Origin of the sequence: Prevotella sp. oral taxon 475, from assembly GCF_018127805.1 — a bacterium.
Lineage (GTDB): Bacteria > Bacteroidota > Bacteroidia > Bacteroidales > Bacteroidaceae > Prevotella.
In genome coordinates, this window is record NZ_CP072334.1 from 869,949 (window position 1) to 895,858 (window position 25,910).

Here is a 25,910-nt window from a genome sequence, read left to right on the forward strand (position 1 = left end):
CCGTTAGCATAAACTCCACTGCCTTTGGTACTAAGAATTATCTCCTTGCCAGTTCCTGTACTAACACTTTGCAACGTGCCTGTAATTGCGTTCAAGGTATAGGTGCTTGCAATGTCATTATCCGAACTTACTTCTATCTTAGTTAAATAGCAGCTCTGCAACAATGTGTTGCTTACATAAGGGTGAAATACGAGGTAAGCCGCCTGATGCTCTAATTGGAAACTAAAAATTTTTCCTCCTACGCTTCCTGTCGCAGTTGCAGTACCGTAATCGCCAGATACGCCAAAATGCTCAGTATTATTTGGTGTTGACTGACTTTGAGCAGATGGAATAACAACTTGGTTATTGCTACTGTTCTTACCGAAGTAATAAACTTTATAACTTGCACTTGCGCCAAACTTGCCAGGAACTCTATAACGGAAGGAAGCTACCTTCTGAGTTGGAGCGTTGCTACTCTTCTGCAATACACCATCATCATCCTTTACGTAGATATAATCGCCTGCTTCCCAAGAGAAGTCGCTACTGTTATAATCCAACGACGTGCGGGTTTTTGTCTCGTCGCCTGCTACGAAAGTTGTTAGGTTCTTATTCCCCTCCTCGTTTGGCTTTGCTGGGTTCTGAGCCACGTCGTCCTTTGTACATGAGGCCAAGGCCAAGCCTAAGCTCAGCATGATGCCCAAAGACTTTATCCCAGATAAAAGAGACTGATGTTTCATCTTTCTTTTTTCTTTGTTCGTTTTCTTTTTTTGTTAATTAATCGCTTTAGGAATTAGTCGTCCCATGATGAAGAGCTGTCATCGTTAGCTTCTTCGCTACTGTCCTCCTCAAAGTACTCATCACTCCATAAACCGAAAGACTTGGCTGGAGCCGTTGGACCAGTACCGTGATTTGCCTTCTTGTGCTGGCTCGGGAAGGACGTTTCCATGAGATAAGTCATTTCGCTCACTTGGATGATCATGCAACGTGGTGCAGAATAATCCTTCTTTTCTTGTTTCTTTCTCATTGCTTTTTTTGATTTGATTAAAAATTATAGCTATATGTACCCACCTGCGCTGATGCGTTGCCGGGCACGAGCAGTGCTACAAGTAAGAATAAAAATGTGATTGTCTGTTTCATAAATCTCTAATATTTAAAGGGTGAAAAAATGCTGTGAATTCTCCTTTCGTCACCACGAATAGTGGGCACGAAAAGAGAAGCAAAGGGAACTTCGAAGAGCCCTTTGCCTATAGGGGTTGCGCTCGCTTCGCGCGCGCGTATGGAAAAAGCTAAAAAGTGTTACACTACAATAGGTGCGAACATTGTGTGTGTGTGTGTGTGTGTGTGTGTGTGTGTGTGTGTGTGTGTGTGTGTAAGGTAGCGAATTCCTGCGACACTACCAAACAATGGGCGTTAAAAGATGCAGAAAAGTTCGCCCTTTTCTGCCCCGCTGTTATACCTGTATGAAGATGCACGCTACACATTATATAATATATATCCTTTGCGATATGACCTAAAACACGGCGGCAAAGGTAGCACAATCTTTTGATACGAGCAAACTTACGCGCTGCAAATTGCCTGTAACGAGATGGAAAAGAGCTATTCGGCAGACCGTCTGTATGAGAAGAGAGAAGGCTTAGTCGCTGGTACGTGGGTTATTCGTTGGAGAAGTCGGCCACCATCTTGCGATATAGCGCGTAGAGGCGGGTGCGCGAGATGAAGCCGATGAGTTTGCCGTCGATGTCGACGACGGGGAGCGAGCCTGCATCAGTCTTGTCGAACTTGGCCATGACTTCTTCCATCGGATCGTTGCAACCGAGGGTGGCCGGAGGTGGCGTCATCACCTGCAAGACGTTGAACTTTTGGTAGAGCTCGGTACGGAACATGATGTGGCGAATCTTCGTGACGTCGACTTCGCCCACGAGAGCACCGGCCTGATCGAGCACAGGGATAAAGCTGGTGTTGCTGCGACTGATGGCGTGAACGAGTTGTCCCAGGGGCATATCGGGACGTACGGCGGTGTATTCTTTGTCGACGATGCTTTCCAGGTTCATCAAAGTGAGGATGGAGCGGTCGGTATGGTGGGTGATGAGCTTGCCTTCGCGTGCCAATCGCATGCCATAGATACTGTGAGGCTCGAAGATATTGATGGTGAGATAGGAACTGATGCAGACGATCATCAGAGGTAGGAGAAGCTGATAACCACCGGTGATTTCGGCGATGAGGAAGATGCCTGTCAGGGGTGAATGCATCACGCCAGCCATGACACCGGCCATACCCAAGAGGGTGAAGTTTTTCTCAGGGATATAGACACCCACTTCGTACAGATTCCACAGACGGGCGAAGAAGAAGCCGCCGAAACCACCGATGAAGAGCGATGGGGCGAACGTTCCGCCGCAGCCGCCGCTGCCGTTGGTGGCCGAGGTGGCGAAGACTTTGGTGAAGAGCACCAAACCGACATAAACCACGAGTAGATGGTTGTGCCCGTAGAAGAGAGAATTGTTGAGGATTTCGCTCCATTCGGCTTCCGTGTTGCCATTGAGCAGGGTGTTGATCGAGCCGAAGCCTTCGCCGTAGAGCGAGGGAAAGAGGAAAATGAGCGAGCTGAGGAGGGTTCCGCCCACGACGAGTCGCAGGTAGGGGTGATGAGCCATCCGGGCGAAGAAATTTTCGCAGGTGGTCATCATGCGCATGAAGTAGAGGCTGAGCAGACCGCAGAAGATACCGAAGAGGACGCTGGCCGGTACTCGCTCGATGTTCCAGGCTCCGTCAATGTGGAAGGTAAACATCGAGTCGCTGCCCACGAAGATATAGGTGAAGCAGGTGGCCGTGACGCAAGCGATGAGGATGGGTAGGAGGGAAGCCATGGTGAGATCGACCATCAGCACCTCGAGGGTGAAGACGAGTCCGGCGATGGGGGCTTTGTAGATGCCGGCGATGGCAGCAGATGCTCCGCAGCCTACGAGGAGCATCATGGTGCGGTTGTCGAGTTTGAAGAGTTGTCCTAAGTTCGAGCCGATGGCCGAGCCGGTAAGCACGATGGGGGCTTCTGCACCCACCGAACCGCCGAAGCCGATGGTGATGGCCGAGGCGATGACGGACGACCAGCAGTTGTGCGCCTTCAGTCGGCTGCGCTTTGAGGAGATGGCGTAGAGTACCCGGGTGATGCCGTGAGAGATGTTGTCTTTCACGACATGGCGGATGAAGAGCGAGGTGAGATAGATGCCTACCACAGGGAAGACGAGGTAGAGCCAGTTGATAGACGAGATAGAGAAGCCGGCTGTGAGGAGAAGTTGTATCTGGTGGATGATCCAATGTAGGCAGTAGGCGGCGATGGCGGCAAAGAGGCCTACGAAGAAGGAGAGTATCAGGGTGAACTGCCGAGTGGAGAGGTGTTCGGTTCGCCAATGGGCGAAGCGCACGAGCAGGGAGCGGTTGTTGAGTTCTGTTGCAGCGTCTGTCATCTTCTGTTGCGTGGGGAGGGTTATTTTCGGATGACGGTCACTTCGCCGTCGCGGGTGAGTTTGATGATACTACTGGGTGCGTGGGGTTGATGTTCTTGACGGCGCGAGTGGCAAACATAGTCTACGGCCTGGAGTAGTTCGGCGCTGATGTCGGCATAGTTCTGCGCAGCCGGTTCGCCGCTGATGTTGGCACTGGTGCTCACCAAGGCTTTTTGAAATCGGTAGCACAGTTCGTGGGAGAAAGGCTCGGCCGTTACGCGCAGGGCGACGGAACCGTCTTCGGCTACGAGATTGGGGGCCAGGTTGACGGCATCGTCGAGGATGACGGTAGTGGGTTTTGTGGCCAGTTCTACCAAGTCCCACGCCACGTTGGGCACGTTGCGTACATAGCGTGCCATGCGCGTGGGCGAGTCGACCAGACAGATGAGAGCCTTCGAGTCGGCGCGTCGTTTGAGGGCGTATACCTTGGCCACGGCCTCGGCGTTGGTGGCATCGCAGCCGATGCCCCAGATCGTGTCGGTGGGATAGAGAATCACGCCGCCTTGGCGGAGCACTTCTATTGCGTTTTTGATGTCTTCTGTTTGAGTCATAAACGTTTTGTTTTGAAGGGAGCTTTCCCTTGTTGAGTGATGCAAATTTAGAACAAATTACTGTAATACGTACCTGCTGGGGTGAACAAACCGCTCTTTGTTTTAGGGAAGGCAAGAGAGTTGGTCTTGGTCCGGCTCTGCGTTTCCCTCCGGGGGAAGCTCCAAAGATAGCGGATTCTATGTTTTCCTCGGAGGGAAACGAAAAGAGAAAACGTTTTGTCCTCTTACAGTAGGAGAGCTTTGAGCTGGGCGAAATCGTTCTCGATACGCAGCGTTTGTTTCTGCCCTTGCAGGAAACGGGAGAGCCGCTCAGGGATAGGGACGGGGGTGGGAAGAAGAGCATCTACCGTTTCTTTGAACTTGGCAGGGTGGGCAGTCTCGCAGAACAGACCGTGCTCGCCGGTCTGAAGCTGTTGGCAGAGGGCTTGGTAACCACAGGCACCGTGAGGGTCGAGGATGTAGGAAGTGCGCTCATAACAGGTGCGGATGGCGGTGCGGATCTCATCGTCGGTGAATCGACTGCCGCTGATGAGTGCGTTGATTTTCTCGTAGGATTCGCCGTAGAGGTCGAGGATGCGGGCAAAGTTGCTTGGGTTGCCCACATCCATGGCGTTGGCGATGGTAGGGATGCTGGGCTTGGGGTGGTAGGTGCCAGTCTGGAGGTATTTGAAGAAAACGTCGTTGGCGTTGTTGGCGGCGATGAAACGTTTGATGGGTAATCCCATCTCGCGGGCGAAGAGGGCCGCGCAGAGATTGCCGAAGTTGCCGCTGGGCACGCAGACCACCAGTTGGTCTTCCCGTCCCATCAGCTTCATCTGTGCATAAGCATAGAAGTAATAGAACGCTTGGGGCAGGAAGCGGGCCACGTTAATGGAATTGGCAGAGGTGAGGTGGAGCCTCTCATTGAGCTCGGCATCGATGAAGGCTTGTTTGACAAGGGATTGACAGTCGTCGAAAGTGCCGTTTACCTCTATCGCCGTGATATTCCGTCCGAGCGTGGTGAACTGGCTCTCTTGTATCGCGCTGACCTTACCCCGGGGGTAGAGCACTTTGACCTGCACACCGTCGACGCCTAAGAACCCGTTGGCCACAGCCGAGCCAGTGTCGCCGCTGGTGGCGACGAGCACTTGGATGGTTTGGCTATCTGTTGTAACGAAGTGGCGGAGCAGGCGGGCCATGAACCGTGCACCCACGTCTTTGAAGGCGAGGGTGGGCCCGTGGAAGAGTTCAAGAGTGTAGAGGTGGTCGTGAAGGGGGCGCACGGGGCAGTCGAACGTGAGTGTGTCTCGCACGATGGTCTCTAAGGCCTGTGCGTCGACATCCTCTCCGAAGAAAGCCTGGGCCACGGTTAGGGCAATGTCTTGGAAGGAGAGGCGGTGGATGTGTCGGTAGAATTCGTCGGGCAGCCGGACGATGCACTCGGGCATGTAGAGTCCGCGGTCGGGGGCCAGTCCCTTGATGACGGCTTCTCTCAAACTAACGGGAGAGGATTTTCGGTTGGTGCTGTAGTATTTCATCTGCTTTCGTTTTTACGGTTAGTCGATACCCATAAAGGTTTCCATCCATTCACCGAGCCGAAGCTGCCCGTATCGACCGGCTTGGCAACTCTGCTCATCGTAGGTCTGCACACTGTCGGGCGAGATGCCTCTGTGCCAAATCAGGAAAGGAACGGGCTCGTCCACATGTGTGCGTATCTCCACAGGGGTGGGATGGTCGGGTAGGAGGGCGATGCACACGGGTTCGCTCCACGTGCTCACTTCCTTAAAAATGGGGGCGACGATGCGGCGGTCGAGATCTTCGATGGTCTTGAGCTTGAGTTGGAGATCGCCGTCGTGCCCCGCCTCATCGCTCGCTTCGATGTGAAGATAGACGAAGTCGTCGGTTCGTAGAGCTTCGATGGCGGCTTGGGCCTTTCCCTCGTAGTTGGTGTTGGACAGTCCGGTGGCTCCGGAGACAGCGATGTTTCGCAGTCCGGCGTAATGACCGATGCCACGGATAAGGTCGACAGCCGAGATCACCGCTCCTCGCTTCACCTGTGGATAAAGCTGCATGAGAGTTTTCATCGACGGCCGATAACCACCACTCCATGGCCAAATGCTGTTGCCCTGAACCTGTCCCACTCGGGATCGCGCTTGGTTGAAGGGCAACTGCGGCAGAATCTTCTGAGATTCGAGGATGAGATGATTGAGCAGGTCGGCAGTCTCCTTCGCTGTCATCCGCCCCTCTTCGTACCTGTCCACCCAGTCGACGTCCGGTTTTACGAGTAATGGTTGCCAGGGCTCGTTGGGATGATCGTGCGGCGGAGCGCAGACGACGTGCTTACTTCCGCCCTTGATGACCAACAGATGCCGATATTGCGTGCCCGTGATGAACTTCACACGCTCACTCCCTAAAGCCTCGTTCAGTGTAGCTATTATCGGCTCGCATGTTGTGGTATCGAGATGTCCGCCGTGATGGTTCTTGATCACTCCGTCTTGCAGAGAGACGATGTTGCACCGTATGGCCATATCGTCTGCCGCCATTTCATATCCAATCGATGCCGCTTCCAACGGTCCACGACCCTCGTACACTTTGTTCAGATCGTAGCCCAGAATGGCTGTGTTGGCCACCTCCGATCCCGGTGCAAATCCACGGGGAATGGTTTGCAGCATCCCTGTTCGACCCTCTCTTGCCAATACATCCATGTAAGGCGTGTGGGCATATTGCAACAACGTTTTCCCGCCGAGCCGTTCCACCGAATGGTCTGCCATTCCGTCGCCTAAGATGATGAGATGTTTCATTTTTCTTTTCTTTAAATATTGGCAATGCTCATAATATTGGCGAACACTCCGGCGGCTGTTACGCTGGCTCCCGCTCCATAACCTTGTATCTGCATGGGATATTCCCGATAGCGTTCGGTGGTGAGTAGCACGATATTGTTCGAGCCTTCGAGGTTGTAGAACGGATGATTTTTGCCAACGGCTTTCAAGGCAACGACCATTTGCCCGTGGTTCATGGTGGCAACAAATCGCCATCGCTTACTTTCTTCCTCCAGTTTTTTGCGTTTAGCTTCGAATTCGGCATCGAGAAGTGGGAGGCGCGCCCAAAATTCTTCCTGCGTTCCTTTGAAATAACTGTCGGGAACGAAGAGTTGCTTCTCCACCTCCTCCTGTTCTGCCCGATAGCCGGCTTCTCGTGTGAGAATCACCAGTTTTCTCACCACATCCGTCCCACTGAGGTCGATTCGTGGATCGGGTTCGCTGTAACCTTCGATCTTGGCCTTTCGCACCGTTTCGGAGAAAGGGACAGTGGCCGAAAGCTCGTTGAAGATGAAGTTGAGCGTACCGCTCAATACGGCTTCTATCTTGAGAATGTGATCGCCTGAGTTGCGCAGGTCGTTGATGGTGCCGATGATGGGTAAGCCGGCTCCTACGTTTGTTTCATATTTAAACTTGATACCACGCGCCAGAGCCGTTTGTTTCAGTTGTTCGTACTTTTCGTAGGCCGACGAGGCGGCAATCTTATTGGCAGTGACAATGCTGATATTATGGTCGAGGAAGGATTGGTAGAGCTCTGAAATCTCTTTGCTGGCTGTGCAGTCTACGAAGACGCTATTGAAGATATTCATTTCGATGATTTCCCTTCGCAAACTATCCGGTGTACACTTGTCGGCCTTTTTCAATTCCTCGGGATAGGTGTCGAGGTTGATGCCATTGCGATCGAAAAGCATATTTTTCGAACTGGCGATGCCTACCACTCGCAGTTTCAGTCGCGAATGCTCGCGCAGCTCCTCGGCTTGAGTTTTGATCTGTTCGAGTAACTTTCCGCCCACGGTACCGATTCCGCAGACAAAGAGGTTGAGCTCCTTATATTCGGAGAGGAAGAAAGAATCGTGAATCACGTTCAGTGATTTCCTCAGATACTGCGCATCTACCACAAATGATATATTGGTTTCCGACGCTCCCTGTGCGCAGGCTATCACACTGATGCCCGACCGCCCCAGAACCCCGAAGAGTTTCCCGGCGATTCCCGGCGTATGCTTCATATTTTCGCCAACGATGGCTACGGTAGCCAGTCCGCTTTCGGCATGCATCGGGAACATCGCACCGGTTTCTATCTCTTTTGAGAATTCGCTGTCGAGCACAGCAACGGCCGCCTCTACATCCTCTTCGCGTACGCCGATAGAAGTTGAATTCTCCGAAGAGGCCTGACTCACAAGAAACACAGAGATGCCGTTGTTGGCCAAGGCGGTGAAGATGCGACGGTTCACGCCAATGACGCCCACCATCGACAGTCCGGTAACGGTGATGAGAGCCGTACCGCCGATGCTGGAGATGCCGCGTATGGGTTTATCGCTTTCGGCCGCCTTTTGTTTGATGATCGTGCCCGCTCTGTCGGGGTGAAAGGTGTTTTTCACCTTGATGGGAATGTTTTTTACGCACACCGGATAGATGGTGGGCGGATAAATCACCTTGGCACCGAAGTTGCAAAGCTCCATGGCCTCGATGTAGCTGAGTTCGTTAATGGTATAAGCCGTTTTGATGATGCGTGGGTCGGCGGTCATGAATCCGTCTACGTCGGTCCAAATCTCCAGCACCTCGGCATCCAGAGCTGCAGCCAGAATGGCCGCCGTATAATCTGACCCGCCTCGCCCCAGGTTGGTTGTCTCGTCGGTATCCTCGTCTCTGCTGATGAAGCCCGGCACGAGCGAGATGCGCGGCAACGGATCGAAAGCGTCTTCAACCAATTTGTTGGTGAGTTCGCTATCCAGAACGTGTTGATGGTTTTTGCGTTGGGTCTTGATAAAATCTCTTGCGTCCATCCATTTGGCCCCTCTAATCAGGGTAGCAACGATGTTGGAGCTGAGCCGTTCGCCATAGCTTACGATGGCGTCTTGTGTTTTTCCACTCAGGTCGTGTATGAGATAGACGCCGAAATAGATGCTACGCAGCTGATCGAAGAGAGCGTCTACGGTTTGAAAAAGTTGTTCGCGGGCCGTCGTATCGGTGATGATGGTATCTATCATCTGATGGTGACGGGTGATCATTTCGTCGAATGCCGCCTTCCATCCCTCGTTTCCCTCTACGGCCAGACGCGATGTGGCGAGCAGTTGATCGGTAATGCCGCCCAGTGCACTCACCACGACAATCACGGGTTGGCGTTTGGCCTCGTTTTCTACGATTCTTTTTAAGCATAGAATGCTTTTTACGGAACCTACAGATGTTCCGCCAAATTTTAATACTTTCATTCCTTTGGGTGTATTTAATATTATGTTGCCCCGAAACGGACGGGGGGAAAACAAAACTTCGCTGCAAAAATATGAAGAAAGGCCGATAATGCCAACAGATAACGCTGGCAAATGCTTATTTTTGCACCTAAATACTGACGAGTTGTTATCTGCAACCTGAGTTTTGTTCAATGTTATAATCCCAACAGAATGATCTACGAATATCAGTTGAGAGTTCTGCCCCAGCAGGCAGCCAACGAAGAGTCTTTACGAGATTTTATTGCCCGCGACAAGGGGTTGGATGTGCGCACGATCCATCAGGTGCGCATCCTGAGGCGCAGCATCGACGCTCGCCAGCGCACGGTCTACGTCAATCTCTCTGTGCGGGTGTTTGTCAACGAGATGCCCGTCGACCCCGAGTTTCTACCGGTGCACTATCCGCAGGTAGCGGATCGGCCGCAGGCGATTGTCGTCGGGGCAGGTCCCGGCGGACTATTCGCCGCTCTCAAGCTCGTAGAACTGGGCCTGCGCCCCATCGTCATCGAGCGAGGCAAATGCGTGCAGGAGCGACACCGCGACCTCTCGCTCATCACCCGAGAACAGCGCGTTGACCCTGAGAGCAACTACTGTTTTGGCGAGGGGGGAGCCGGAGCCTACTCGGATGGCAAACTCTACACCCGCAGCAAGAAGCGGGGGAGCGTGGAGAAAATCCTCAACGTCTTCTGTCAGCACGGTGCCTCGACCTCGATTCTTGCCGACGCCCATCCGCACATCGGCACCGATAAACTGCCGAAAGTGATCGAGGCCATGCGCCACACCCTCCTTCAGAGTGGCGGAGAGGTGCACTTCCGTACCAAGATGACCTCGCTCATCCTTGAGGCCGGAAGGGTCGTCGGCATACAAGCCATTGATGTCGAGACAGGCGCCGAGCGCATCTTCCGCGGCCCCGTCATTCTCGCCACCGGCCATAGTGCCCGGGATGTGTACAGCTATCTGGCGCAGGCAAAGATCGAAATCGAAGCCAAAGCCCTGGCCATCGGCGTGCGCTTGGAACACCCGGCAGAGCTCATCGACCGCATCCAGTATCACAACCCGCACGGACGGGGGCGGTATCTGCCGGCGGCAGAATACAGTTTCGTAGCCCAATCCGAGGGACGGGGCGTCTACTCCTTCTGCATGTGCCCCGGCGGATTCGTCATCCCCGCCGCTACCGAGAGACAACAGATTGTCGTCAACGGCATGAGTCCCAGCAATCGGGGATCTAAATGGTCGAACAGCGGCATGGTGGTTGAGGTGAGGCCCGAAGACATCGAAGGCGATGATGTGCTCCGCGTGATGCACTATCAAGAAGAGATCGAACGCAACTGCTGGCTGCAAGGCAACCGCCGGCAAACGGCTCCGGCGCAACGCATGGCCGACTTTGTGAACAACCGCCTCAGCTACGATCTGCCCAAGAGCAGCTACAGTCCGGGACTGATTTCCAGTCCGCTGCACTTCTGGATGCCCGGCGGCATCGTTCGGCGTTTGCAAGACGGCTTTCGCCGGTTCGGAAAAACGAGCCACGGCTTCCTCACCAACGAGGCCGTACTGATTGCCACAGAGAGCCGCACATCCTCGCCGGTGCGAATCACCCGCCATCGCGACACGCTCCAGCACACCACTCTCGAAGGGCTCTTCCCCTGTGGCGAAGGAGCCGGATATGCCGGCGGCATCGTCTCGGCCGGAATCGATGGTGAGCGATGTGCCGAAATGTGCGCCCAATACATGGCCCGTCTTCTTTAGTGCGGCTTCCCGTTTTCGGGCGTGGACTGAAATTTGAATAACGGTGCTACTGAACAGTTCAGTAGCACCGTTTTTGTCTCCCTGGCGTTACTGAACAGTTCAGTAGCACCATTTTTGCCTCCCTGGCGGTTTTGAACAGTTCAGTAGCACCATTTTTGTCTCCCTGATGGTTTTGAACAGTTCAGTAGCACCATTTTGGTCTCCCTGATGGTTTTGAACAGTTCAGTAGCACCATTTTTGCCTCCGCGGTGGTTTTGAACAGTTCAGTAACATCATTTTTGTCTCCGCGGCGTTACTGAGCGACTCAATTTCATCATTTTTGTCTCCGCGGCGTTACTGAGCGACTCAATTTCATCATTTTCGTCTCCGCGGCGTTACTGAGCGGCTCAATTTCATCATTTTTGCCTCCGTGGCGTTACTGAGCGGCTCAATTTCATCATTTTTGTCTCCGCGGCGTTACTGAGCGACTCAGTAACATCCTATATTCATGTGAAAGGCGCAACCCATGTAGGTTCCGCCTTCTTAATAAGAGGGGAAAAACTAACGGTCTAATTTCACGACGGCAAAGGCAACATAATCTTTTCGTTCTGCCAAATAGGGTACAAAAAAGGAGCCCCTTCATCACGAAGAATCTCCTCCAAAAACAGTAATTAACTCAAAATTTATAATCTATTTTTACTGACAATTAGGATCTTACAATTCCTTATTTATATAACACTACCAGTTTTTCTTTCCATATCCCACAGCAATGGGGAATGTCTGCGTGCAAAGATAGAGAAGAAAAACAGAAAGAACAAATTTTCTTGTACGAAAAGATGTGAGGCACATCGATAATTAATGCTTTTTGTGATACGTTTTGCACAAAGTCGCAGGTTTGTTCTTATTTTTTGTTCTGTTTGATCATTACTGCGTTTTTATCTTTTTTGTCTACACGCTGCCCACTGCTTCAAGGTAGCGTTGTCTGAGCCATTCTTGTTGTTGGGCCAGGGTGAGATGACTATTGTCGAGCTCGATGGCATCGGCAGCCTTGCGAAGCGGACTCACTTCGCGGTGACTATCGATGTAGTCTCGTTCCTGTACGTTTCTTAGAATCTCGTCGTAGCAGGCCGGCATACCCTTCTCCTGTAGTTCGTCGAAACGTCGCTGGGCGCGCACTTCGGCCGTGGCAGTGACAAAAATCTTGAGTTCAGCCTGTGGGAACACCACCGTTCCGATGTCGCGTCCGTCCATGACGAGTCCCTTTTCACGACCCATTCGCTGTTGTTGAGCCACTAAAGCAGCCCGCACAAAGTCGACCGCGGCAATCGGACTCACCCGCTCCGACACTTCCATCGACCGTATCTCCCGTTCCACATTTTCGCCGTTGAGAAAAGTTTCGGGGCGTTTCGTGTCGGGGTTAAGCCGGAAAGAGATGTCGATTTCATGCATCCTATCTCGCAGTTCTTCTCGTTGGATGTTCCCATCGGCGTCAAACAATCCGGCCCGCAAGGCAAACAGCGTTACCGAACGATACATGGCACCCGTGTCTACATAGATATATCCGATTTCCTTAGCCAACTCTTTGGCCATGGTGCTTTTGCCGCAAGACGAGAATCCGTCGATGGCGATGATGATTTTCTTCATGTGCTTGACTTTAAAATGTAACGATATCATAGCGTATAGGCCAGATTCACCACGAGCGACGAACTGGAAACATGATATTTCCCGTAGGCCAATTGGAGTTTGAAACGCTCCAAATTCAAACCCGCTCCTAATGAAAGGCCCGCCCCTCTGCTGCTGTTGTTCACGCCATTGCCTACTTTCATCTCGTGTGCCCGGCGGAAATTGTAACCCACGCCCACCCATATCGTTTGCGAAAGCAGAACATCGCAACCGGCAACGAGATGTCGCAGCAGAGCATAGTTCCAATGATGGAGGTCGACGAGCGTAGCCGACAGCCGGAACGGCGTGTGTTTCACGCGTTTGCTCATACCCAATTGCACGTCCACCGGCAATCGTTCATATTGTTCGTTGTAGGCTTTGAGTTGTCCACCGAGGTTCTTTGCCACCAGCGAAACCGACCATTCCCGGTCTTCATCGTCGTAGTTCAGTCCCAGGTCTACCCCCATTGCGATGGAATGTTGATGCCCGATGTACGACGTGATGAACCTTGCCGCGATGCCACCCGCCAGTTTGTCGGTGAGTAGATAGGAGAGATAGCCCGTCAGTGCGATGTCTTTCGCACTGAATTCGCCCGTCTGAACATTATTCGCATCTACCTCTTTCATCTTCCCGTAGTCGACGTATTGCGCCGAAAGGGCAAACGACGTGCGCTCCCGGTACACCCTGTTGAAGGCCGCACTCGCCGTGTTGACCCCCGACATATAATTCATATAATTCAGGTTGAGTGTCTTGTCGCTCACGGTAGAGAGCAGAGCCGGATTGTGGAAAATCAGCGTTTCGTCGTCTTCCACCAGCGAAATGTTGTCTCCTCCCAAAGCCGCAGCGTGCGCACTCACGGGCAATCGCAGAAAGTTATATACGTTTTGGCTTTCCTGCGCCCTTGATGTGGCTGCACAAAGGGCAAACAGAAAGACAAAGAATGCTTTTTTCATCAAATTCTTTTATATTTATCCACAAAGTTACATCTTTTTCCAAGATCTCTATTAAATTTGTGCTTGATTTGGCTTTCATCTCACATGAAACGGCAAACTTTCGTATCTCAATAGTCGACAGGTTGGAAATCAAGAAGTCAAATAAGGCAAATTTGGAGAACAGGCGAATAACAAACTATTTGCTTGGTTTGATTCTTGTACTTTCGTTACTCTTTGTAGGATTGGAATACAACAACCGTCCGCCCGCCTTTTCAGAAGAAGACGATCCTCCTGAAGATCTTTTCGAGGACATGGAAGTGCTGCCCGACATCGAGAAAAACGACATGATTGCCGCCGCTCACCCCACTGCTTCTCCCGCCATTACCAGTCAAATAAAAGCGGTTGAAACCACTGTAGACCTACCCGACCAGGTGAATCAGAACACCGACGAGCAGAATGAGGGTAACGGAACCCCTGAAACAAAAACCGACTTGCCTGTTCCGCCCATCCCGCCGCCCACACCCGGCGACGACAATCAGCCCAAAGACTTTCGCATTGTGCAGCAATTGCCGGAGTATCCCGGTGGAATTGTAGCCTTCATGAAGTGGTTGCAACGCACCCTGAAATATCCTCCTGCTGCTCAACAACAGGGCATTCAGGGCAAGGTTGTCGTCTCTTTCATCGTCAATAAGGATGGAAGCATTACCGAAACAAGGGTGGCCAAGGCGGTGAACCCTCTGCTCGACGCCGAGGCTCTGCGTGTGGTGAGCCTCATGCCGAAGTGGAAACCCGGAATAGACAATGGCAAACCCTGTCGCACCCTCTTTGCCATTCCCATTGTGTTTAAACTCTAAAAACAAATCGATATGCGCTCAGCCGACCAAATTCTCTCCCTCATCAATGCCTACATCGACAGCTTGCCCTACAACCGCAAGCCCGTTTCGCTCTACGAACCCATCCGCTACGTGCTTTCTATCGGCGGTAAACGCATTCGACCCACATTGATGTTGCTGGGCTACAACTTGTTTCAAGACGATCCGGAGCGCATTCTTGCTCCGGCCTGCGGACTGGAAACGTATCACAACTACACCCTTCTGCACGACGATTTGATGGATCATGCCGATTTGAGAAGGGGTCAACCCACCGTACACAAACGCTGGAATGCCAACACAGCCATCCTTTCGGGCGACTCGATGCTCGTCCTGGCCTATCGTTATGTGGCCCAATGTCCTGTCGAAAAGCTGCCTGCCGTGATGCAGCTCTTCACCGAAACGGCTCTTGAGATTGGCGAAGGGCAACAGTATGACATGGATTTCGAACACCGAAACGACGTGACCGAGGAAGAATACATCGAGATGATCCGCCTCAAAACCAGTGTCTTGCTGGCCTGTGCACTGAAGATGGGGGCTTTGTTGGCCGACGCTTCGCCTGCCGATGCCGATCTTCTTTATAAGTTTGGAGAGCAAATCGGACTGGCGTTTCAGCTTCAAGACGATTTCCTCGACGTCTATGGTGACAGTCGATTGTTTGGCAAATCTATTGGCGGAGACATTGTCTGCAATAAAAAAACCTACATGCTTATCAACGCTTTCAATAGAGCCGACGAGGCGCAACGAGCCGAACTCGCCCACTGGATAGAGCTGAAAACGTTCGATCCTGCCGAGAAAGTGGCCGCCGTCACCCATCTATATAATATAATAGGTATAGACAAGATGGCCGAAGAGAAGATTGCCCACTATTTTGAATGCAGTCAGAAATATCTCGATGCCGTATCGGTTGCACCCGAACGGAAGACGGAACTCATGGCCTATGCCGCCAGAATGATGAACCGTAAGTATTGAATCCTCTCAACCTTCGCTACTCATGAACATCATCGATACGCATATTCATCTTGATGCCGACGACTATCGCGAAGACCTCCCGCAAGTGATTTCGCGGGCACAGGCCGCCGGTGTGACGCGGATCTTTATCCCGGCCATTGACGAAAAATCGGCCATTGCCGCACAAGAGATTGCCCGCTGCTACCCTTCTTATGCCTATCCCATGCTCGGACTGCACCCCGAAGAGGTGAAAGCAGACTTCCAAGAGGTGCTCGCCACCATGAAACGGCACCTCCTGGGGCCACATCCTTTCATCGCCGTAGGTGAAGTTGGGCTGGATTTTTATTGGAGTAGGGATTTCGAACGCGAGCAATTGGTCGCCTTCGAAGAGCAAGTAGGCTGGTCGATAGAGCACCGGTTGCCCCTGATGATCCACTGTCGCAAGGGACAAAACGAGATGGTGCACATCCTCAAACAGTATGAAAAAGACCTTCCCGGCGGTGTTTTTCATTGTTTTACGGGCAACGAAAAGGAGGCCGAAGCCTTTCTTCAGTTCGACAATTTTGTGTTAGGCATCGGCGGAGTGCTCACCTTTAAAAAGTCGCACCTGCCCGAAGTGTTGCCCCACGTGCCGCTTTCGCGCATCGTTCTCGAAACCGACGGCCCGTATATGGCCCCCGTTCCTATGCGCGGAAAACGCAATGAGAGTGCTTTTTTGGTGTATGTCGTCCAGAAAATGGCCGATGTTTACGGTATTTCAATAGAGGAAATAGCCCGGCAAACCACCGAAAACGCACAACGCGTGTTGGGACAATTGACGATTGAGAACTGATCATCGACAATGATCGGTTCTCTTTCATGGAGTCTCCATTTGCTTCATTGCCAAGGATTAGTTCTCTTTTATTGAGCCATTATGCTCTTTATTGTCAAGGATTAGTTCTCTTTTATTGAGCCTCTATTCGCTTCCTTGTCAAGGATTAGTTCTCTTTTATTGAACCTCTATTCGCTTCATTGCCAAGGATTAATTCTCTTTCATTGAGTCTCTATTCGCTTCATTGACAATGAACAATTCTCAATGGGCAATGCTTTCTTTCGCTCTTTCCTCCTCTATCTCTTAGCTTTTGCACTCCATTTTCTTAGCTTTTACGCATCGTTTTCTTAGCTTTTGCATCCTGTTTTCTTAGCTTTTGGAAATCGCTTTATAAACATCTGATTTTCAGAAAGATATGAAAGCGTATACGAAGGAAGAGGAGTGAGAGGAGAAGGCATAAGGAATAAGGAGGGAAGGCATAAGGAGTGAGGGGTAAGGAGGGAAGGAGTGAGTAATAAGGGGAGGAATTGTGCGTAGCAAGGAGAGGAATTGTGCGTAGGTTTAACTAACAAACAACCCCAACGAGGTTGGTCTGTTGCCTGGTCTGCTCGGGATTATTCTTAACTACTCTTGCACAAACAACCCTGTAAGGGTTGGTCCGTTGGTAGAGCAGGGTTGGCGAGTGAAACGAGCCTACCCTGTTTAAGCGGCATCCACCCATAACAACCCCAACGGGGTTGGTCTGTTTTCATAAAAAAGTCCTTTAACTCAGGAGATCAAAACTTCTCCCCGACCCGCCTCACTTAAGGGAATCAAACAGACCAAGACCTACGGCCTTGTTTTCTCTTTGCACGCCGTAGACAGGGTAGGCTCGTTTCACTCGCCAACCCTGCTCTACCAACAGACCAACCGCTACGCGGTTGTTAGCACGAGGGGTGTTTGGCATCTGTTCTGAATAAGTTGTCAATGTGGCAATCACTATGCGGTAGGGGAGAGACCAAGACCTACGGCCTTGTTTTCTTTTTTCACGTCGTAGACAGGGTAGGCTCGTTTCACTCGCCAACCCTGCTCTACCAACAGACCAACCGCTACGCGGTTGTTAGCACGAGGGGTGTTTGGCATCTGTTCTGAATAAGTTGTCAATGTGGCAATCACTATGCTATAGGGGAGAGACCAAGACCTACGGCCTTGTTTTCTTTTTTCACGTCGTAGACAGGGTAGGCTCGTTTCACTCGCCAACCCTGCTCTACCAACGGACCAACCTCGTTGGGGTTGTTTGTTAGTCAAACCTACGCACAAGTCCTCTCCTTCTCCCCATCCTCCTTATGTCTTCCCTCCTTATTCCTTATCCCTTCTTTCCTTACTCCTTATTCTTTCCCTCCTTAATCTCTATTCCTTCTCTCTTTACTCCTTATTCCCTTTCTCCTTACTCCTTTTACTACTTCCTTCCTTACTACTTATTCCTTTTCTCCTTACTCCTTTTACGACTTCCTTTCTTTCCTTCCTCTTTTGAGAGATGCAGCCTCTCGATTTTTCAAATAATGACTTCTCAACGATACAACCTTTCTACTTTTTTTATATCTTTGCGGCATACAGCATATGGTGTACCGCCAGGCAACTCCCAACCACAAAGAAAAGAAAAAAATGAAATATCTACTTATTTCCGACATTCACGGTTCGCTTCCTTGCCTGGAACGGGCTTTGGCTTTTTATCAAGAGCAACACTGCGACTTGCTTTGTATCTTGGGCGACATCTTGAATTACGGGCCACGTAACGGTCTGCCCGAGGGGCTCGACCCAAAGGGCATCGTCCAACGGCTCAACGAGATGGCCGCCGACATTGTGGCCGTGCGTGGCAACTGCGATGCAGAGGTAGACCAAATGTTGTTGCAATTTCCCATCATGGCCGACTATCTCTTAGTAGTAGACAACGGTAAACGCCTACTTCTCACCCACGGACATCTATATAATAAGGAGAAAATGCCGCCCGGCCGCTTCGATGCCATCTTCTACGGACATACCCATTTGTGGGAACTCTCACAAGGCACAGGCCCGGTGGTGTGCAATTTGGGGTCTATCACCTTTCCCAAAGGCGGCAATCCCCCCACTTTCGCCACCTACGAAGACGGCTTGATCTGCGTCTACCGTACTGATGGAACACTTTTAAAGAAAATAAAGATATAAATCTTTCGGCTGTTAATGCAGAACAACGGCAGGCAGGAAAGATTTTTGTAGCATTCCGTTGTCTCTTTTAGCTTTATTTCTTTAAATCTCATATCATCAGCTCTGATTTGTTTGATTTTTGTTATAAAATTGCGTATATTTGCAACATTATTCCCGTTTTCATCTCATTGAGGTATTTTTATCGATAGATTGTTGGCATTCGGAGATAAGCCTGCCGATGTTCGTCAACCGCTAATAAGAGTAGAGAAATAGAGAAACAAGTGAACAAAATTTAAAATAATGGATATGCAGAAGAGAAATTTCATCAAACGTGTAGGAGTGTTCCTGTTGTTGAACATCCTGTGGTGTGGTTCGTTCTGCTCGCATGTGCTGGCACAGGATGTAGACAACATGACGGTGACGGTGATGATGAAGCAGGGCACACTGAAGTCGTTCTTCGACGAGGTTTCAAAGCAGACAGGTCTTCAGTTTGTTTATGAAGCAGACCTATTGGAGCAGGCAGACCGTGTAACGATAGATGCAGCCAACCAACCGGTGCGAGCCGTGCTGGGACAGGTGCTCAATCAGGTCTCGTGCGCCTATGTCATCACGGACAATAGCGTGAAGGTGACGCGCAAAAGTTTGAACCAACGCCGCAAAGGCGTTTACGGACAGATTACCGATGCCGAAGGGTTGCCACTGCCGGGCGTAACCATCCGCATGCAGGGATTTGATGGTGGCTACATCACCGATCTGGACGGACGATACGAAATCGAAACCAATCAGAAGGAAGTGCGCCTCACTTTCAACTACATTGCCTATAAAACACTGGAAAAAACGGTAAAAAACGGTACGGCAGGCAACTTCGTTATGCACGACGATGCCGACGTTTTAGGCGAGGTTGTGGTGACCGGCTACGGCACAAAAAACAAAAACAGTTTTACCGGTGCGCAGGTGTCGATTAAGAAAGACGAGCTACTGTCGGTAGGAACCAAGAATGTGCTGAAGAGTTTGGCCACGTTCGTTCCGGGAATGAACATCCTTGAGAACAACGTTTCTGGCTCGGACCCCAATGCAATGGCAGATATCAACATTCGCGGACGGGCCACTTTCAGTGGACAGGCTAACATGCCGGTGTTTGTTGTGGATGGTTCGCAGGTGAAGGTAGACTATGTCTACGACATGGATATGAACGATATCGAGAGCGTTACGGTGCTGAAGGATGCTTCGGCCTCGGCGTTGTATGGCGCAAAGGCCTCGGCCGGTGTGATCGTTATTACGACAAAGGCGTTGACGGGCGGTAAACTGAAAGCGAACTACAGCGGAACGGTGCGCCTCTCCACACCCGACCTAAGCGACTACAACCTGTTAAATGCATCGCAGAAGTTGGAATACGAACGACTGGCAGGGCTATACTCTTCTACAGACATGAGTGAACAATACCAGTTGGATAAGAAATACGCCCGCTTGTTCCGGCAAATTCAAGACGGAGTGAACACCGATTGGATTTCAAAGCCGCTCCGCAACGCCGTTTCTCAGCAGCATAGCCTCAGCATCGACGGCGGAGATGAGCGCACACGCTATAACCTGGGCGTGCGTTATGGCAATGATGGAGGTGTGATGAAGGGCTCGAGCCGCGAGCGTTTGTCGACTAACTTCAAGCTTTCGTACAATCTCTCGGGCAAAATCTTCGTTTCTAACACTTCCACCGTTTCTTCGGTGCATTCAACAGCTTCTCCTTACGGCGACTTTTCAGAGTGGGTGAAACAGAATCCTTATGAAAATCCCTATGACGAGACTGGCGCACTGGTGCCAACGCTCAACTATCACTTGTCTAACCCTCTGTACGAGGCGTCGCTGGGCAGTTTTAATAAAGGCGATAATTTCGACTTTCTCAATACCACCACCCTGCAATTGTGGCTGGGAGAGAAGTTTCGCATCGATGGTGACTTCTCAATTCAGAAGAGTAAATACGACACACGCGTGTTTACCTCTCCCTTCTCCGCACAGCAACTCCGGGATGTGGCCGACGTTTCGCGCCGCGGACAACTCAAAGAGGGCTTTACAAAGACTACTACCTATCAGGGTAAGCTGATGGTTTCTTATAATAGCTATTTGGCTAAGAAGCTCTTCCTTACGGCAATGGCTGGCTCGAGCATCGAGTCTACCTCGGTGGACGGCGGCACTTATACCTCTATCGGTTATTATACAGACAATATTGCCCATCCGTCGCTGGCCGGTTCGTATGCCACGGGCAAACCTACGGGAACGGATACCAAATATAATGGGGTGGGATTCTTTGTGAATGCCAACACGATTTGGGATAATCGATATTTTCTCGACTTGATTTATCGATACGAAGGGTCGTCGAAATTCGGTAAGAACACCCGCTTTGCACCCTTTTGGAGTGTGGGGGCAGGATGGAATCTACACAACGAGAAGTGGATGAAAAGTCTGCCTCTTCAACTGCTGAAGCTCAGAGCCAGCGTGGGTTACTTGGGTAACATCTCTTTCGAACCCTATCAGGCTCTGACGATGTACACCTATAACAATGGTTACAATTATGTAAAAGGTATCGGAGCCGTGCCGATGGGCATCGGCAATACCAACCTGAAGTGGGAACGAACTTTGAGCACCAACCTTGGATTGGACCTCACTATGTTTAAAGGTAGATGGGATTTCTCGGCAGATTTCTATGTAAAGAACACCGATAATTTGCTGCTCGACATCACGAAAGCACCATCGGTAGGCGTGACAACCTCGCTTGAGAACGTGGGCGAGATAGAGAATCGGGGCTTCGAATTTCAAACACGCGTGATCCCTATCAGAAACAAAGACTGGCAATGGTCGCTGAGTTTGAACTATGCCTACAATAAAAATAAGATCAAGAAAATCAGTAACGCTCTGCGCGAACGGAACGAAAAGAATCAGAAAGAGGGCGGTCTGGCTCCACTTCCCGTTTATGAGGAAGGACAGTCGCTCACAGCTTTGAAGGTGGTTCCGTCGGCAGGAATCGACCCGATGACAGGTAATGAGATCTACATCAAACGTGATGGTAGCTATACTTACGTTTATGATGCGAACGATAAGGTGGTGTTTGGAGACATGACACCCTTCGGTACGGGGTCGCTCAGCTCCTATCTCACGTACAAACAGTTCTCCTTGGGTGCATCTTTCCGCTATTCTTTCGGCGGAGCAGTGTACAATCAGACGCTGGCATCGAAGGTGGAGGGCTCGAATCCCCGATACAACGCCGACGAACGCGTGTTCAACAACAGATGGAAAGAGGTGGGCAACGCTGCAAAATACAAACGCATCAGCGACGAGAGCGTGCCGATGCAAACCTCACGCTTTGTTGAGACCAACAATTATCTCACCTTGGGCAGTTTGACACTGGCCTATGAGGTGCCTCTCGAGGTCGTAAGAAAATACGGTTTGAAACGTCTGCACTTGGAATTGCTTGCCAACGACTTGTTCTATCTCTCGTCGGTGAAGCGCGAACGCGGACTGTCTTATCCCTATGAACGCAGCGTGGAGTTCTCTGTGAGACTGGGATTTTAGGAATTATAAAAAAAGAACAAGTTATGAAGAAAAGAATAATCCATATCGTCCTCTTGTCACTGTGTCTGTGCATCATGGTCGTAGCTACATCGTGTAGTGACTTCTTGAATGTTCATCCGGCTGGACAGGTGGATGAAGACGAACAGTTTAGCTCTATTCGAGGGTATCACAATGCGATGTATGGCATTTATGGTAATATGGCAACAGCCAATCTCTATGGCGGAAACATGAGTTATGGCTTTCTCGACCAGATTGGGCAGATGTTCGGTTACGACAATTCGAGCGATCTGAGTTATAATGTAACCCAATATAAATACACGCAATCTGGCGTGCGTTCTATGATCGACAACATCTGGGCAACGCAATATCAAACCATTTCGTATGTCAACAACGTATTAAAGAATGTGGCTTCGCCTCAGTTCAACCACAAAGAACTGAGCATCATAAAAGGCGAATGTTTGGGATTGCGTGCCTTTCTGCACTTCGACGTGGCTCGGCTTTTTGCCGAAGACTATACGCGCAGTACGGCAACGACACGCGGTATTCCTTATGCAAAGGAGTTCGACCTGAATAATAAACCGCTGAAGACATTGCACGAAACATTCCAACTCATACTCGCCGACCTCGATGAAGCGGAGAAATTGTTGGAAAACGATAGTGTGGTGAATGTCGAGACGACTCCGACGAGCGATTATCTCTCGGGGCGAGCGGTGTTTTTCAATAAATATGCCGTGGCCGCAACGAAGGCCCGCGTATATTATGCAATGGGCGACACGGCGCATGCGGCGCAGTATGCACGCAAGGTGATAGCCGCGACAGGTGTTTTCACATTGAAGAAACTTACGACAATGGAGAACGTAAAACGTTTCCCTGCAAAGAACGAACTGATTTTCGGCCTGTATAATACGACCCTTTCGAGCTCTATTGCCTCGACGTTCCTGCCTGTCTCGACAGCACGCGGCAACTTTATGGAGGGTCGACGCGATGCAGAAGACTTGTATGAGACAAGCGCGTTCACTGCCTCCAGTTCTGATCTGCGCTATACGGGTTATTATCGGCAGAACACCGCGGCCGATGGAAACAAAACTTACTCGTTTATACGTCTGCTTGAGAACGAGGCTCAGGTGACGAGTAATCCGTTGCAGGGCCTTACACTGATTCGTTTGCCCGAGATGTATTACATCTTAAGCGAATGCACCTACGATAACAATAAGACTGAGGCGAAACGATTGATGGACGTTGTGCGGGCCAGTCGTGGTCTCGATCCTGTTGCTGATGCGAAGGTGGCTACTCGCGATTTGTTCGAACGCGAGATGCTACGTGAACGAATGCGCGAGATGCCGGGAGAGGGACAGGTGTTTTATGCTTTAAAACGATATAACCGAAGCTTTACCGACTATCGCGGAATCACGACCTTCCAACCCTCGTCCGCCATTTTCATACTGCCTTGGCCTGAACGTGAGAACGAATATGGCAATAAGTGATTTTCCCTACTGTAAGAAATAGACAATCATTATGAGAACAACATTCAGACATACGTTGCTGGCCTGCACGGCCCTGATGGGTTTGGCGGCATGTAGCAATATCGATTACGATGGCGAATATAGTAAAGACGGCTATTACGATTCGCCCAATCAGGTGTATTTCTATTATGCCAATGCTTCGGACACGCTCATTAACTATTCCTTTGGTGTGAAGCCTGTCGATACGCTTACGCATACGGTTTATATTCCCGTTCAATTGGCCGGGAGGATGCTCGACCGAGAACAGACGTTCAACGTGTCGGTAGATGCGGCGAGCACGGCGAAGAGTGGTGTACACTATGTGCTTTCTGCCACCTCGTTCAACATCCCTGCCAATGAGAAGAGAGCTTATGTGCCGATACAGTTGTTGCGCGCCGGACTATCGGAAACGAAATACGATTCTATTCGCGTTGTGTTGCGACTGGTTCCCAGCAACGATCTCGGTGTACGCTTTGCCGAGAGCAATAAGGTGACAGTGACATTCGACAATATCCTTATGAAGCCCGACTTCTGGGAGATAATGGAAACCTACTGGGGATTGGGACCTTTCACCAAGAACAAATATCGCAAGTTGCTGTCTTATTATGATAGCGATGAAGACAAAATCCGAAAGATTCTCACCGGAACAGACACAACGGCGCAAGGCTATCTCTATATGCATGTGCAAGAGGTGGTGGCCTATTTCGCCGCTCATCCGGACGAATTGTAGTTTTGAAGGAGTGAAGGTGTGAGAGGGAGTGAAAAAGAATAAAGACAAAAGTTTTAGAAATATCGATACATAAGGTCAGGACCCAAACATATAAGGAATTGTCTTTGCTCCTTTCATCCCCTTCACTTCATCACTTCTCTTTCGAATCCTTATTTATTTAACTCAAAAAGAAATGAAAGCAAGATATATATTCGTACTCGCCGCAATGGCGTTTGTTGCACAATCGTGCATCACCGACGACTCCACCGCTCCCTCGGGAACGTCGTCCAAGCTATCGCTCTCGCAGCCGTTGGCAACCACCTACACCCTTGACCGATGGGACACTCTCAAGATCGCGCCGCAGGTGGTGCAGACCAATGCCCAGAAAAATATAAAGTATGAATGGGAGGTGAATTATAAAGTGGTTTCTACCGACCCGCAACTCGATTACATCTGCTCCGAATTTGGCAACTATCCCTGTCGACTGAAAATTAGCAATGGCGACGACATCCAATACTACGAGTTTGCCCTTGACGTACAATATTCTTATGTCGGCGGCCTTTATATCCTGGCCCTCAACGCAGGGAAGACCATCGTCTCCTATCTGCCTGAGCCCACCTCGAAGAAGAGCTTCACCCTCGATGTATTGGAACGCAACAATCCAGGTATCGATTTCGGATCCGACCCGCGCGCCATCGACTTCACCATCGCCCGCGACGGGAAAACGCCGCTGGTGTATGTAGCCGTGGGCAGTCCGACGGTGATTTACGAACTCAACGGCAACCTCATGACCAAGGTCTACACCACGACCACCGCAGGCAACCTGACTTGGATGAAGCGTAGTGCACTGACTTACCCGAAATCAGAACTCCTCATGGTCGACCACAAGCCTTACCGGCTCACCCTCTCCGAGACCACGCCCTTCAATCTTGGCACAAGCATCGAATCGGCTCTCGGTTCATCGGTGACGCTGGCCGATGCCGCTGCTTCATGGAAGCGTCAGGATCTGCGTTACACCGACGGATACGTGCTCTTTGACAATGCTCAGGGCCGCCTCATCGGTCAGAACGTGGCCAGCACCAAAGTTCCCACCCAGCTACTGCCGGGCATTTTTACGGGCGATTCGCTCGTCGGCATGGGCTCTGTAGACAGCGAGCGCAACCTCGCTCTCATCACCTGGAACAAAGTCGCCTCGAAGTTCAAATTCTACTATCTTTTCCCTGGCTTCTATCCCAACAACGTGGCCAACACGCAAGCAGCCCTGGTGAAAGAACAGCGCAGCATGCCAACGACGTCGGGCATCGAGAAAGGTTCGATTGTGCGGTCGGCTCCCACGAAAAACCTCGTCTACTATACCTCGGGCAACAAACTCTACGCCTACAACGTGCTTTCGAACGGCAACTTCCCCACTGCGCCGCTTCAAACATTCGGCCTCTCGGACGAGACCATCGTCGACCTCTACATCACCTCCGACGATAGTCGTCTCTACGTAGCCACCAACGCCTCTTCAGGCACGCTGCCGGGTAGCATCTACTGTTACGACCTCGACACTCGTACCCTCTTGTGGCAGAAGCAGCATTTTACAGGCCGAATTCGAGGCATTGCCTTCCGCGAATAACCTCCAACACAATTTCTGCAAGCGTAGAGTCATGGATTCTCCACCGGAATCTTCCCTTTGCACTTGCAGAAGTTTTGTTTTTGAAGTAAAACAAGGCTTCGTACCCCTACGACAGCTCGAAAATAAGAAAAACAG

At 50.8% G+C, this 25,910-nt stretch carries 19 protein-coding genes; 9 read left to right on the forward strand and 10 right to left on the reverse strand.

What is annotated here, in order from left to right:
- Positions 1 to 769: 769 nt before the first annotated feature.
- The 6 genes from J5A66_RS03365 to thrA form a co-directional block, all read right to left on the reverse strand.
- Positions 770 to 1,003: a hypothetical protein gene (locus J5A66_RS03365; RefSeq protein WP_249110017.1), complete on the reverse strand. Its 234-nt coding sequence runs from the start codon at positions 1,001 to 1,003 to the stop codon at positions 770 to 772.
- A gap of 628 nt (positions 1,004 to 1,631) precedes the next feature.
- On the reverse strand, positions 1,632 to 3,440 hold the full coding sequence (locus J5A66_RS03370) for a chloride channel protein (protein ID WP_211791042.1): 1,809 nt from the start codon (positions 3,438 to 3,440) through the stop codon (positions 1,632 to 1,634).
- A gap of 20 nt (positions 3,441 to 3,460) precedes the next feature.
- Positions 3,461 to 4,030: an L-threonylcarbamoyladenylate synthase gene (locus tag J5A66_RS03375; RefSeq protein WP_211791043.1), complete on the reverse strand. Its 570-nt coding sequence runs from the start codon at positions 4,028 to 4,030 to the stop codon at positions 3,461 to 3,463.
- A 224-nt stretch (positions 4,031 to 4,254) separates the two neighbouring features.
- Positions 4,255 to 5,547: a threonine synthase gene (gene thrC / locus J5A66_RS03380; protein ID WP_211791044.1), complete on the reverse strand. Its 1,293-nt coding sequence runs from the start codon at positions 5,545 to 5,547 to the stop codon at positions 4,255 to 4,257.
- Positions 5,548 to 5,565: 18 nt separating this feature from the next.
- Complete coding sequence (locus J5A66_RS03385) at positions 5,566 to 6,810, reverse strand: cofactor-independent phosphoglycerate mutase (RefSeq protein ID WP_211791045.1); 1,245 nt, start codon at positions 6,808 to 6,810, stop codon at positions 5,566 to 5,568.
- Positions 6,811 to 6,821: 11 nt separating this feature from the next.
- Entirely contained in the window at positions 6,822 to 9,257 is a 2,436-nt protein-coding gene (thrA, locus tag J5A66_RS03390; RefSeq protein ID WP_211791046.1) for a bifunctional aspartate kinase/homoserine dehydrogenase I, read from the reverse strand.
- A gap of 189 nt (positions 9,258 to 9,446) precedes the next feature.
- Here thrA and J5A66_RS03395 point away from each other — a divergent pair, with 189 nt between their 5' ends.
- Positions 9,447 to 11,018, forward strand: coding sequence for an NAD(P)/FAD-dependent oxidoreductase (locus J5A66_RS03395; RefSeq protein ID WP_211791047.1), 1,572 nt, complete (start codon positions 9,447 to 9,449; stop codon positions 11,016 to 11,018).
- Positions 11,019 to 11,945: 927 nt separating this feature from the next.
- Here the strand turns inward: J5A66_RS03395 and cmk are convergent.
- Together cmk and porQ are read right to left on the reverse strand one after the other, a co-directional pair.
- Entirely contained in the window at positions 11,946 to 12,641 is a 696-nt protein-coding gene (gene cmk / locus J5A66_RS03400; RefSeq protein WP_211791048.1) for a (d)CMP kinase, read from the reverse strand.
- A 26-nt stretch (positions 12,642 to 12,667) separates the two neighbouring features.
- Positions 12,668 to 13,612: a type IX secretion system protein PorQ gene (gene porQ / locus J5A66_RS03405; protein WP_211791049.1), complete on the reverse strand. Its 945-nt coding sequence runs from the start codon at positions 13,610 to 13,612 to the stop codon at positions 12,668 to 12,670.
- A gap of 188 nt (positions 13,613 to 13,800) precedes the next feature.
- On the opposite strand from porQ, the gene J5A66_RS03410 reads away from it, so the two are divergent.
- Genes J5A66_RS03410 through J5A66_RS03420 form a run of 3 tightly spaced genes read left to right on the forward strand, consistent with a single transcriptional unit; the run spans position 13,801 to position 16,243 of the window.
- Positions 13,801 to 14,445, forward strand: coding sequence for an energy transducer TonB (locus tag J5A66_RS03410; protein WP_371742869.1), 645 nt, complete (start codon positions 13,801 to 13,803; stop codon positions 14,443 to 14,445).
- Positions 14,446 to 14,457: 12 nt separating this feature from the next.
- Entirely contained in the window at positions 14,458 to 15,432 is a 975-nt protein-coding gene (locus J5A66_RS03415) for a polyprenyl synthetase family protein (RefSeq protein WP_211791051.1), read from the forward strand.
- Between the two features lie 22 nt (positions 15,433 to 15,454).
- Positions 15,455 to 16,243 carry a TatD family hydrolase gene (locus J5A66_RS03420; protein ID WP_211791052.1) on the forward strand — a complete coding sequence of 263 codons (789 nt, stop codon included), beginning with the start codon at positions 15,455 to 15,457 and terminating at the stop codon, positions 16,241 to 16,243.
- A 778-nt stretch (positions 16,244 to 17,021) separates the two neighbouring features.
- Here the strand turns inward: J5A66_RS03420 and J5A66_RS03425 are convergent.
- Together J5A66_RS03425 and J5A66_RS03430 are read right to left on the reverse strand one after the other, a co-directional pair.
- Entirely contained in the window at positions 17,022 to 17,168 is a 147-nt protein-coding gene (locus J5A66_RS03425) for a hypothetical protein (protein WP_211791053.1), read from the reverse strand.
- A 32-nt stretch (positions 17,169 to 17,200) separates the two neighbouring features.
- Entirely contained in the window at positions 17,201 to 17,344 is a 144-nt protein-coding gene (locus tag J5A66_RS03430; RefSeq protein ID WP_211791054.1) for a hypothetical protein, read from the reverse strand.
- A 522-nt stretch (positions 17,345 to 17,866) separates the two neighbouring features.
- Here J5A66_RS03430 and yfcE point away from each other — a divergent pair.
- The 5 genes from yfcE to J5A66_RS03455 all read left to right on the forward strand — a co-directional run bounded on the left by yfcE (position 17,867) and on the right by J5A66_RS03455 (position 25,775).
- Positions 17,867 to 18,406: a phosphodiesterase gene (gene yfcE, locus J5A66_RS03435; protein ID WP_211791055.1), complete on the forward strand. Its 540-nt coding sequence runs from the start codon at positions 17,867 to 17,869 to the stop codon at positions 18,404 to 18,406.
- Positions 18,407 to 18,691: 285 nt separating this feature from the next.
- A complete protein-coding gene (locus tag J5A66_RS03440; RefSeq protein ID WP_211791056.1) occupies positions 18,692 to 21,946 on the forward strand; it encodes a SusC/RagA family TonB-linked outer membrane protein in 3,255 nt (1,084 codons plus the stop codon).
- 23 nt (positions 21,947 to 21,969) lie between these two features.
- Positions 21,970 to 23,430, forward strand: a complete 1,461-nt coding sequence (locus J5A66_RS03445) for a RagB/SusD family nutrient uptake outer membrane protein (RefSeq protein WP_211791057.1) — start codon at positions 21,970 to 21,972, stop codon at positions 23,428 to 23,430.
- 31 nt (positions 23,431 to 23,461) lie between these two features.
- Positions 23,462 to 24,178 carry a DUF4843 domain-containing protein gene (locus tag J5A66_RS03450; RefSeq protein WP_211791058.1) on the forward strand — a complete coding sequence of 239 codons (717 nt, stop codon included), beginning with the start codon at positions 23,462 to 23,464 and terminating at the stop codon, positions 24,176 to 24,178.
- A 172-nt stretch (positions 24,179 to 24,350) separates the two neighbouring features.
- Positions 24,351 to 25,775, forward strand: coding sequence for a PKD-like domain-containing protein (locus J5A66_RS03455; protein ID WP_211791059.1), 1,425 nt, complete (start codon positions 24,351 to 24,353; stop codon positions 25,773 to 25,775).
- Positions 25,776 to 25,910: the final 135 nt, after the last annotated feature.

What these genes read in the sequence shown, in the direction of transcription:
- J5A66_RS03455 (WP_211791059.1), top strand. Translation starts at nt 24,351, where the DNA reads ATGAAAGCAAGATATATATTCGTACTCGCCGCAATGGCGTTTGTTGCA.
- cmk (WP_211791048.1), bottom strand. Translation starts at nt 12,641, where the DNA reads ATGAAGAAAATCATCATCGCCATCGACGGATTCTCGTCTTGCGGCAAA.
- J5A66_RS03425 (WP_211791053.1), bottom strand. Translation starts at nt 17,168, where the DNA reads ATGCCAAACACCCCTCGTGCTAACAACCGCGTAGCGGTTGGTCTGTTG.
- J5A66_RS03440 (WP_211791056.1), top strand. Translation starts at nt 18,692, where the DNA reads ATGCAGAAGAGAAATTTCATCAAACGTGTAGGAGTGTTCCTGTTGTTG.
- J5A66_RS03420 (WP_211791052.1), top strand. Translation starts at nt 15,455, where the DNA reads ATGAACATCATCGATACGCATATTCATCTTGATGCCGACGACTATCGC.
- thrA (WP_211791046.1), bottom strand. Translation starts at nt 9,257, where the DNA reads ATGAAAGTATTAAAATTTGGCGGAACATCTGTAGGTTCCGTAAAAAGC.
- J5A66_RS03370 (WP_211791042.1), bottom strand. Translation starts at nt 3,440, where the DNA reads ATGACAGACGCTGCAACAGAACTCAACAACCGCTCCCTGCTCGTGCGC.
- J5A66_RS03430 (WP_211791054.1), bottom strand. Translation starts at nt 17,344, where the DNA reads ATGCCAAACACCCCTCGTGCTAACAACCGCGTAGCGGTTGGTCTGTTG.
- J5A66_RS03450 (WP_211791058.1), top strand. Translation starts at nt 23,462, where the DNA reads ATGAGAACAACATTCAGACATACGTTGCTGGCCTGCACGGCCCTGATG.
- J5A66_RS03385 (WP_211791045.1), bottom strand. Translation starts at nt 6,810, where the DNA reads ATGAAACATCTCATCATCTTAGGCGACGGAATGGCAGACCATTCGGTG.
- J5A66_RS03395 (WP_211791047.1), top strand. Translation starts at nt 9,447, where the DNA reads ATGATCTACGAATATCAGTTGAGAGTTCTGCCCCAGCAGGCAGCCAAC.
- yfcE (WP_211791055.1), top strand. Translation starts at nt 17,867, where the DNA reads ATGAAATATCTACTTATTTCCGACATTCACGGTTCGCTTCCTTGCCTG.
- porQ (WP_211791049.1), bottom strand. Translation starts at nt 13,612, where the DNA reads ATGAAAAAAGCATTCTTTGTCTTTCTGTTTGCCCTTTGTGCAGCCACA.
- J5A66_RS03375 (WP_211791043.1), bottom strand. Translation starts at nt 4,030, where the DNA reads ATGACTCAAACAGAAGACATCAAAAACGCAATAGAAGTGCTCCGCCAA.
- J5A66_RS03445 (WP_211791057.1), top strand. Translation starts at nt 21,970, where the DNA reads ATGAAGAAAAGAATAATCCATATCGTCCTCTTGTCACTGTGTCTGTGC.
- J5A66_RS03415 (WP_211791051.1), top strand. Translation starts at nt 14,458, where the DNA reads ATGCGCTCAGCCGACCAAATTCTCTCCCTCATCAATGCCTACATCGAC.
- J5A66_RS03365 (WP_249110017.1), bottom strand. Translation starts at nt 1,003, where the DNA reads ATGAGAAAGAAACAAGAAAAGAAGGATTATTCTGCACCACGTTGCATG.
- thrC (WP_211791044.1), bottom strand. Translation starts at nt 5,547, where the DNA reads ATGAAATACTACAGCACCAACCGAAAATCCTCTCCCGTTAGTTTGAGA.